Genomic DNA, 241 nt, shown 5'->3' with positions numbered 1-241 from the left:
ACAACCAGGTCAGCAACGTGCGCCCGGCCCTTGGTGACCCCAATGAGGTCGCCAAGACGTTGGTCGCCACCGCCCGGGAGGGCCACGATGTGGTCCGTCTGGTCGCCGGTGACCCGCTGACGACCGATTCGGTCCTGGCCGAGGTCAATGCCGTCGCCCGCACGCAGGTGCAGTTCGAGGTCATCCCGGGCTTGCCCGCCACGGTCGCTGTGCCGAGCTATGCGGGTATGCCGCTGGGTTC

At 68.5% G+C, this 241-nt stretch carries 1 protein-coding gene; it reads left to right on the top strand.

Translation table 11 applies throughout. From position 1 onward, the window contains the following. Positions 1–241, top strand: a 241-nt coding sequence (locus tag SB717_RS39120) for an SAM-dependent methyltransferase (protein ID WP_410908669.1), incomplete at both ends; no start/stop codon positions are given.

It is taken from the genome of Priestia sp. SIMBA_032, from assembly GCF_046535215.1.
GTDB lineage: Bacteria > Bacillota > Bacilli > Bacillales > Bacillaceae_H > Priestia > Priestia aryabhattai.
Note: the sequence above shows the minus strand (reverse complement) of the source record. Positions and strands in the feature narration are given on the sequence as shown.